Here is a 5,378-nt window from a genome sequence, read left to right as displayed (position 1 = left end):
TGGTGGACGATACTGGGTTTGAACCAGTGACCTCTTCCGTGTCAAGGAAGCGCGCTACCGCTGCGCCAATCGTCCGGGGTTTGTTCAGTTTACATCAGGGTGGTGCTTCGAGGTGGGTACGGGATTTGAACCCGTGTACACGGATTTGCAGTCCGTTGCCTCGCCTCTCGGCCAACCCACCGTTGGAGGCAATGCCTCCGGTGGAGACCTACTCCGAGCGGACGACGAGGCTCGAACTCGCGACCTCAACCTTGGCAAGGTTGCGCTCTACCAACTGAGCTACGTCCGCTTGTGCTTCGGACCGGTTTCCCGTGCCCTTGGCGACGAAGAGAACATTATCGGAGGCCCGGACGCCGGACAAATCGGGGGTCACCTGCGTGTCATTCGCCGGCAACCTTCGCGGTCACCCCGTCGGGCATTCCTGCCCCTGACCAGGGACGTCTTAGAGTTGCCGTATGCGCGCGTGGATCGATGGCCAGCTTCTCGACGACCCAGCGGCCCCGGCCGTCTCCATCCGCGACCATGGTCTGGTGGTCGGCGACGGCGTCTTCGAGACGCTCAAGGTGATCGATGACCAGCCGTTCGCGCTCGCTCGCCACCTCGACCGGCTCGAGCGGTCGGCTGCCGGTCTAGGTCTGCCCACGCTCGACCGTGCGCTCGTCACCAAGGGGATCGAGGCCGTGCTCGGTGCTGCGCCGACGGCGTACGGACGCCTTCGGGTCACCGTGACGGGCGGACCTGCTCCGTTCGGGTCTGGTCGTGCGGAGGTGGCACCGACGATCGTCGTTGGACTCGAGGACGCGGTGCCCAACCCGATCGAGACGAAGATCGTCAGCGTGCCGTGGCGCCGCAACGAGCGCGGTGCGACGACCGGGCTGAAGACGACGTCGTACGCCGAGAACGTCATCGCCCTCGCCGAGGCGCGCGAGCACGGGGCCACCGAGGCGATCTTCGCCAACACCGTGGGCGATCTGTGCGAGGGCACCGGGAGCAACGTGTTCTACGTGCTCGACGGTGTGCTCAAGACCCCGACCCTCAGCAGCGGCCCGCTGGCCGGGATCACCCGCGCCCTGGTGTTGGAGTGGTTCGGAGCCGTGGAGACCGACGAGCCGTTGGCCGACGTCGAGGAGTACGCGACGGAGGTCTTCCTCACCTCCAGCCTGCGCGACGTGCAGGCCGTGACGCAGTGGGGCATGCGCACGCTCCCGCACGGCCCGGTCACCCAGGCGGCGCGGGAGGCGTGGCGTACGAACGAGCCGAGCCTGCTCGGCCTCTGAGCTGTTCGAGCCTCTGAACGAGCTTCAGCCGGTGAAGAGCTGCGCCGCCCGGCGCAGCGTCTCGATCACGCCGTAGGCCAGCGGGATCCCGACCAGGGCCCAGGCACCTGCGATCTTGGGGTTCATGCCGCGCTCCTCTCGGTCTCGGAGGGATCCGAGGGCGTGGGCTCGTGATAGCGCTCGTGCACCCGGTGGACGAGAAGGTTCGCGACGAAGCCGACCGCCAGCAGTCCGACCATCGTCAGCAGCGCGGGCCGGTAGGCGGCCGCGGTGAGGGTGCCGGGCTCACCCTGGGCGTCGAGGAAGGCGTTGATGATGAGCGGCCCGGCGATCCCGGCGGCCGACCATGCGGTCAGCAGGCGGCCGTGGATGGCGCCGACCTGGAAGGTGCCGAACAGGTCGCGCAGATAGGCCGGGACTGTCGCGAAACCGCCACCGTAGAAGGACAGGATCACGACCGCGAGCAGCACGAACAGCACCATCGAGACGTGCCCGACGGTCGCGAGCAGTAGGTAGAGGACGAGCCCGACACCGAGGTACATCATGTAGATCGGCTTGCGGCCGATGATGTCGGAGGTGGAGGACCAGATGAAGCGGCCACCCATGTTGGCGATCGAGAGCAGCCCGACGAAGCCACCGGCGGCGACAGCACTGACCGACGACACCCCGTCGGAGCGGAAGAAGTCCTGGATCATCGGAGCCGCCTGCTCGAGGATCCCGATGCCGGCGGTCACGTTGCAGAAGAGCACGATCCACACCAGCCAGAACGACCGGGTCCTGATCGAGCTGTCGGCCGAGACGCTCGCCGTGGTGACGAGCTTCTTCTGCTTCACGCTGGCCGGGTCCCAGCCCGCGGGTGTCCAGCCCTCCGGTGGCACCCGGACGGTGGCGGCGCCGAAGGACATGAAGACGAGGTAGATCACCCCGAGGGTGAGGAAGAGCAGCATCACGGCGTGGCCGTCGGGGACGGTGGTGGCGTCGCCGGTGTAGTCGGGGTCGTAGAGGGACAGCAATCGCCCGCTCAGGGGGCTGGCGATCATCGCGCCGCCGCCGAAGCCCATGATCGCCATGCCGGTGGCGAGCCCCGGCCGGTCCGGGAACCACTTGATCAGGGTGGAGACCGGCGAGATGTAGCCGATCCCGAGGCCGATGCCGCCGATGAAGCCGTAGCCGAGGTAGACCAGCCACAGCTGGCCGGTGCCGATGCCGATGGCGCCGACGAAGAATCCGGATGCCCAGAAGATCGCGGCCGCGGTCATCGCCGCGCGGGGTCCGTTGCGGTCGACCCAGGTGCCCATGACCGCGGCGGAGAGCCCGAGCATCACGATCGCGATCGAGAAGATCACGCCGATCGCGGTCTGGCTCGTGTCGAAGTGTTCGACCAGGGCGGTCTTGTAGACGCTGGTGGCGTACACCTGGCCGATGCAGAGGTGGACGGCGAGCGCCGCCGGTGGGATGAGCCAGCGGCTGAAGCCGGGGCCGGCCACGGTTCGCTCGCGCGAGAGGAATGCGGGGAGCACAGGAACCTCCGAGAGGTGGGGTGACGCACATCACTACCACACCCGAAGCATCGACGGCGAGAGTTTCCTTCCGGCCAGCGAAATCACGAACCCTCTTGTACCCCGGGGATCCGGGGTACAAGAGGGTTCTGACGAAGGAGCAGGAGGGCGGCGGAATCCCTACTCGGCGTCGGAGGAGGAGCCCAGCAGGTCTGCGACCAGGGCGTCGAGGTCCAGGTGCTGGCTCTCGGTGCCGACCGCGACGGCGGAGAAGGACTTGCCGAGGAACATCTGCACCTCGCGGGAGTCGGCCGTGGCGATCAGGCGGCCGTCGGGGGAGCTGAAGTCGAAGACGGCGACCGCCTTCGCGTCCTCGTCGATGCTCGGGTAGATCTTCACGTCGCCCTCGCCGGCGGGGGCGGCCAGGCCCTGGAGCATCAGGGTGCGAGACACCACCCACTCGACGTCACCGGAACCGGAGTGGAAGGTCAGGCTGACGGCGTACGGGTCGTTCTCGCGGTAGCCCAGGGTCGTCGGCACGTCCACCGTGCGGCCCCACGGGTCGAGGCAGGAGATCTTGATGTCTTGCTGGACTGCCGGGTGCTTGATGTCGCTCATTGGTCCGCTCCCTTGTTCGAGGTCTTGCCAAGGAGACGGAGCCGGAAGGAAAGCCTGATGCGGTTTCAGCAAAGAATCTCGACCGAATCGACGAGACCCCGATCACAGTCGGAACGACGAGGCTCAGCGGCTACGACAGCCGCCCACCCAGAGCGGCCTCCAGGCGGGCGACCGGAGAGGAGAGGTTGTACGTCGCGGCGAGCTCGTGCAGGCGACCGGCGTCTGCCGGCGTGCTGGGCAGCGTTGTGCCATCACGGTCCAGCGGGATGTTCCGTGCGACCGCGACGACCTCCGGGGCGACGGCCAGATAGCCGGCCGCGTCGATGAACTTCTGCCGCTGCACCTTGGTGATCGCGGTGGCGGGATCGGCGACGGCGGCGATGATGCCCTCCAGGTCCCCGAACTGCTCGAGGAGCTTGGCCGCGGTCTTCTCGCCGACCCCCTTCACACCGGGGAGGCCGTCGGAGCTGTCGCCGCGCATCGTGGCGAAGTCGGCGTACTGGTCGGCACGCACACCATATTTGGCGAGCACCCACTTCTCATCGACCAGGTCGGGATCGCCCACGCCCCGCGTGGGGTAGAGGATGCGTACGCCGGCGGCGTCATCGACCAGCTGGAAGAGGTCACGGTCGCCGGTGACGACGTCGACCGGCATCCCCGCGTTCGTCGCGAGCGTGCCGATCACATCGTCCGCCTCGTAGCCGTCGGCACCGATGACACAGATCCCGGCCGCGGCCAGCACCTCACGGATGATCGGCACCTGCACCTGCAGGGGATCGGGCACCTCCTCGACGTCAGGAGCCGTCTCGACCTCCTCGACCACACGATGAGACTTGTAGGAGGGGATCAGGTCGACCCGCCACTGCGGGCGCCAGTCGTTGTCCCAGCAGCACACCAGGTCGGTGGGGGAGTAGTCGTTCACCAGCCTGGTGATGAACTCCAGCAGGCCGCGGACGGCGTTGACCGGCGTACCGTCGTCGGCCTTTATCTCGGGCACGCCGAAGAAGGCGCGGAAGTAGAGCGAAGCGGTGTCCAGCAGGAGCATTCGAGGTTCAGCCACGCTGTGCACATTATCCGCTGCACCGGTTGGCAAGGCTCACCCCCGGATATCTTCCGGCTTTGCGCCCGATTCTGGACGTCATGACGGAGATATTGCTGTTATGGGTACGCTGTTGCCGTGACCGCACCCGAGATCGAGGCTACAGACCGTAAAATCCTTCAGCTTCTGGCGGAGGACGGGCGGATGTCCTACACCGACCTCGGCAAGGCGACCGGCCTGTCGACGTCGGCGGTCCACCAGCGCGTCAAGCGGCTGGAGCAGCGCGATCTCATCACCGGCTACGGCGCCACTGTCAACTACGCCGCGATCGGCGTGCCGCTGACGGCCTTCATCGCGGTGCAGCCGATAGACCCGTCCCAGCCCGACGACACCCCCGAGCGGGTGGCCGATATTCACGAGGTCGAGTCCTGCTGGTCGATCGCGGGCGCGGAGTCCTACATGCTCAAGGTGCGGGTCGCCACGCCCGAGGCGCTCGAGGAGCTGCTCGGCCGGATCCGCTCGGTCGCCAACGTCTCCACCCGCACCACGATCGCGATGTACACCTACTACGAGAACCGGCCCACGCTGCGCCACTCGTGATCAAGCGTGGTCGCGCCACCACTGCTGCCCTGACTCCGGCAGCGTGTGGATCGGGTCGTAGTACTCGTACGTCCTGGTGAGTGCCTCGGGGTCGCTCGCCTCGATCGAGGTGCGGTAGTTCTTGGTCCAGTAGGAGATGCCGCGCTCGGTGTCGTAGTCGGCGATCTGGTGCACCCAGCGCTTGCCGACGAAAGGTACGTCGCACACGATCCGAGGGGTCGCGAACCCGGGCAGGTAGCCCATGATGTCGTGCTGCATCCGCTGCGCGTCGGCGACCGAGACCCGCCAGTGCTCGCTGAACGGGATCATGTCGCACATGTAGAAGTAGTAGGGCATGATCTGCGC

The 5,378-nt window shown here is 67.0% G+C and carries 6 protein-coding genes, 3 tRNA genes and 1 pseudogene; 2 read left to right on the top strand and 8 right to left on the bottom strand.

What is annotated here, in order from left to right; all coding sequences use genetic code 11:
• From ACRDPS_RS08155 to ACRDPS_RS08145, 3 genes are all read right to left on the bottom strand, one after another.
• Positions 1–75 (bottom strand) — tRNA-Val (locus tag ACRDPS_RS08155).
• 35 nt (positions 76–110) lie between these two features.
• Positions 111–181, bottom strand: a tRNA-Cys gene (locus ACRDPS_RS08150).
• A gap of 35 nt (positions 182–216) precedes the next feature.
• A tRNA-Gly gene (locus ACRDPS_RS08145) sits at positions 217–289 on the bottom strand.
• A gap of 166 nt (positions 290–455) precedes the next feature.
• Between ACRDPS_RS08145 and ACRDPS_RS08140 the strand changes: the two genes are divergently transcribed.
• Positions 456–1,277 carry an aminotransferase class IV gene (locus ACRDPS_RS08140; protein ID WP_431501125.1) on the top strand — a complete coding sequence of 274 codons (822 nt, stop codon included), beginning with the start codon at positions 456–458 and terminating at the stop codon, positions 1,275–1,277.
• Positions 1,278–1,301: 24 nt separating this feature from the next.
• Here the strand turns inward: ACRDPS_RS08140 and ACRDPS_RS08135 are convergent, their stop codons facing one another.
• The 4 genes from ACRDPS_RS08135 to ACRDPS_RS08120 form a co-directional block, all read right to left on the bottom strand.
• Positions 1,302–1,403, bottom strand: coding sequence for an MFS transporter small subunit (locus ACRDPS_RS08135; RefSeq protein ID WP_431501124.1), 102 nt, complete (start codon positions 1,401–1,403; stop codon positions 1,302–1,304).
• Positions 1,400–2,797 (bottom strand): OFA family MFS transporter, encoded by a 1,398-nt coding sequence (locus tag ACRDPS_RS08130; RefSeq protein WP_431501123.1) that lies wholly within the window; start codon positions 2,795–2,797, stop codon positions 1,400–1,402. The genes ACRDPS_RS08135 and ACRDPS_RS08130 overlap by 4 nt, the downstream gene beginning before the upstream one ends.
• 159 nt (positions 2,798–2,956) lie before the next feature.
• Positions 2,957–3,394: an SsgA family sporulation/cell division regulator gene (locus ACRDPS_RS08125; RefSeq protein WP_431501122.1), complete on the bottom strand. Its 438-nt coding sequence runs from the start codon at positions 3,392–3,394 to the stop codon at positions 2,957–2,959.
• A 130-nt stretch (positions 3,395–3,524) separates the two neighbouring features.
• A complete protein-coding gene (locus ACRDPS_RS08120) occupies positions 3,525–4,439 on the bottom strand; it encodes a 5'-3' exonuclease (protein ID WP_431501126.1) in 915 nt (304 codons plus the stop codon).
• Positions 4,440–4,571: 132 nt separating this feature from the next.
• Between ACRDPS_RS08120 and ACRDPS_RS08115 the strand changes: the two genes are divergently transcribed.
• Positions 4,572–5,033 carry an Lrp/AsnC family transcriptional regulator gene (locus ACRDPS_RS08115; RefSeq protein ID WP_431501121.1) on the top strand — a complete coding sequence of 154 codons (462 nt, stop codon included), beginning with the start codon at positions 4,572–4,574 and terminating at the stop codon, positions 5,031–5,033.
• Here the strand turns inward: ACRDPS_RS08115 and ACRDPS_RS08110 are convergent.
• A pseudogene (locus ACRDPS_RS08110) lies at positions 5,034–5,378 on the bottom strand (lysine 2,3-aminomutase); the annotation flags it as partial.

This window comes from Nocardioides sp., from assembly GCF_050699375.1.
Taxonomy (GTDB): Bacteria; Actinomycetota; Actinomycetes; order Propionibacteriales; family Nocardioidaceae; genus Nocardioides.
Note: the sequence above shows the minus strand (reverse complement) of the source record. Positions and strands in the feature narration are given on the sequence as shown.

Coding starts and splice junctions, on each gene's coding strand:
- ACRDPS_RS08135 (WP_431501124.1), bottom strand. CDS start 1,403: ATGAACCCCAAGATCGCAGGTGCCTGGGCCCTGGTCGGGATCCCGCTG.
- ACRDPS_RS08120 (WP_431501126.1), bottom strand. CDS start 4,439: ATGCTCCTGCTGGACACCGCTTCGCTCTACTTCCGCGCCTTCTTCGGC.
- ACRDPS_RS08125 (WP_431501122.1), bottom strand. CDS start 3,394: ATGAGCGACATCAAGCACCCGGCAGTCCAGCAAGACATCAAGATCTCC.
- ACRDPS_RS08140 (WP_431501125.1), top strand. CDS start 456: ATGCGCGCGTGGATCGATGGCCAGCTTCTCGACGACCCAGCGGCCCCG.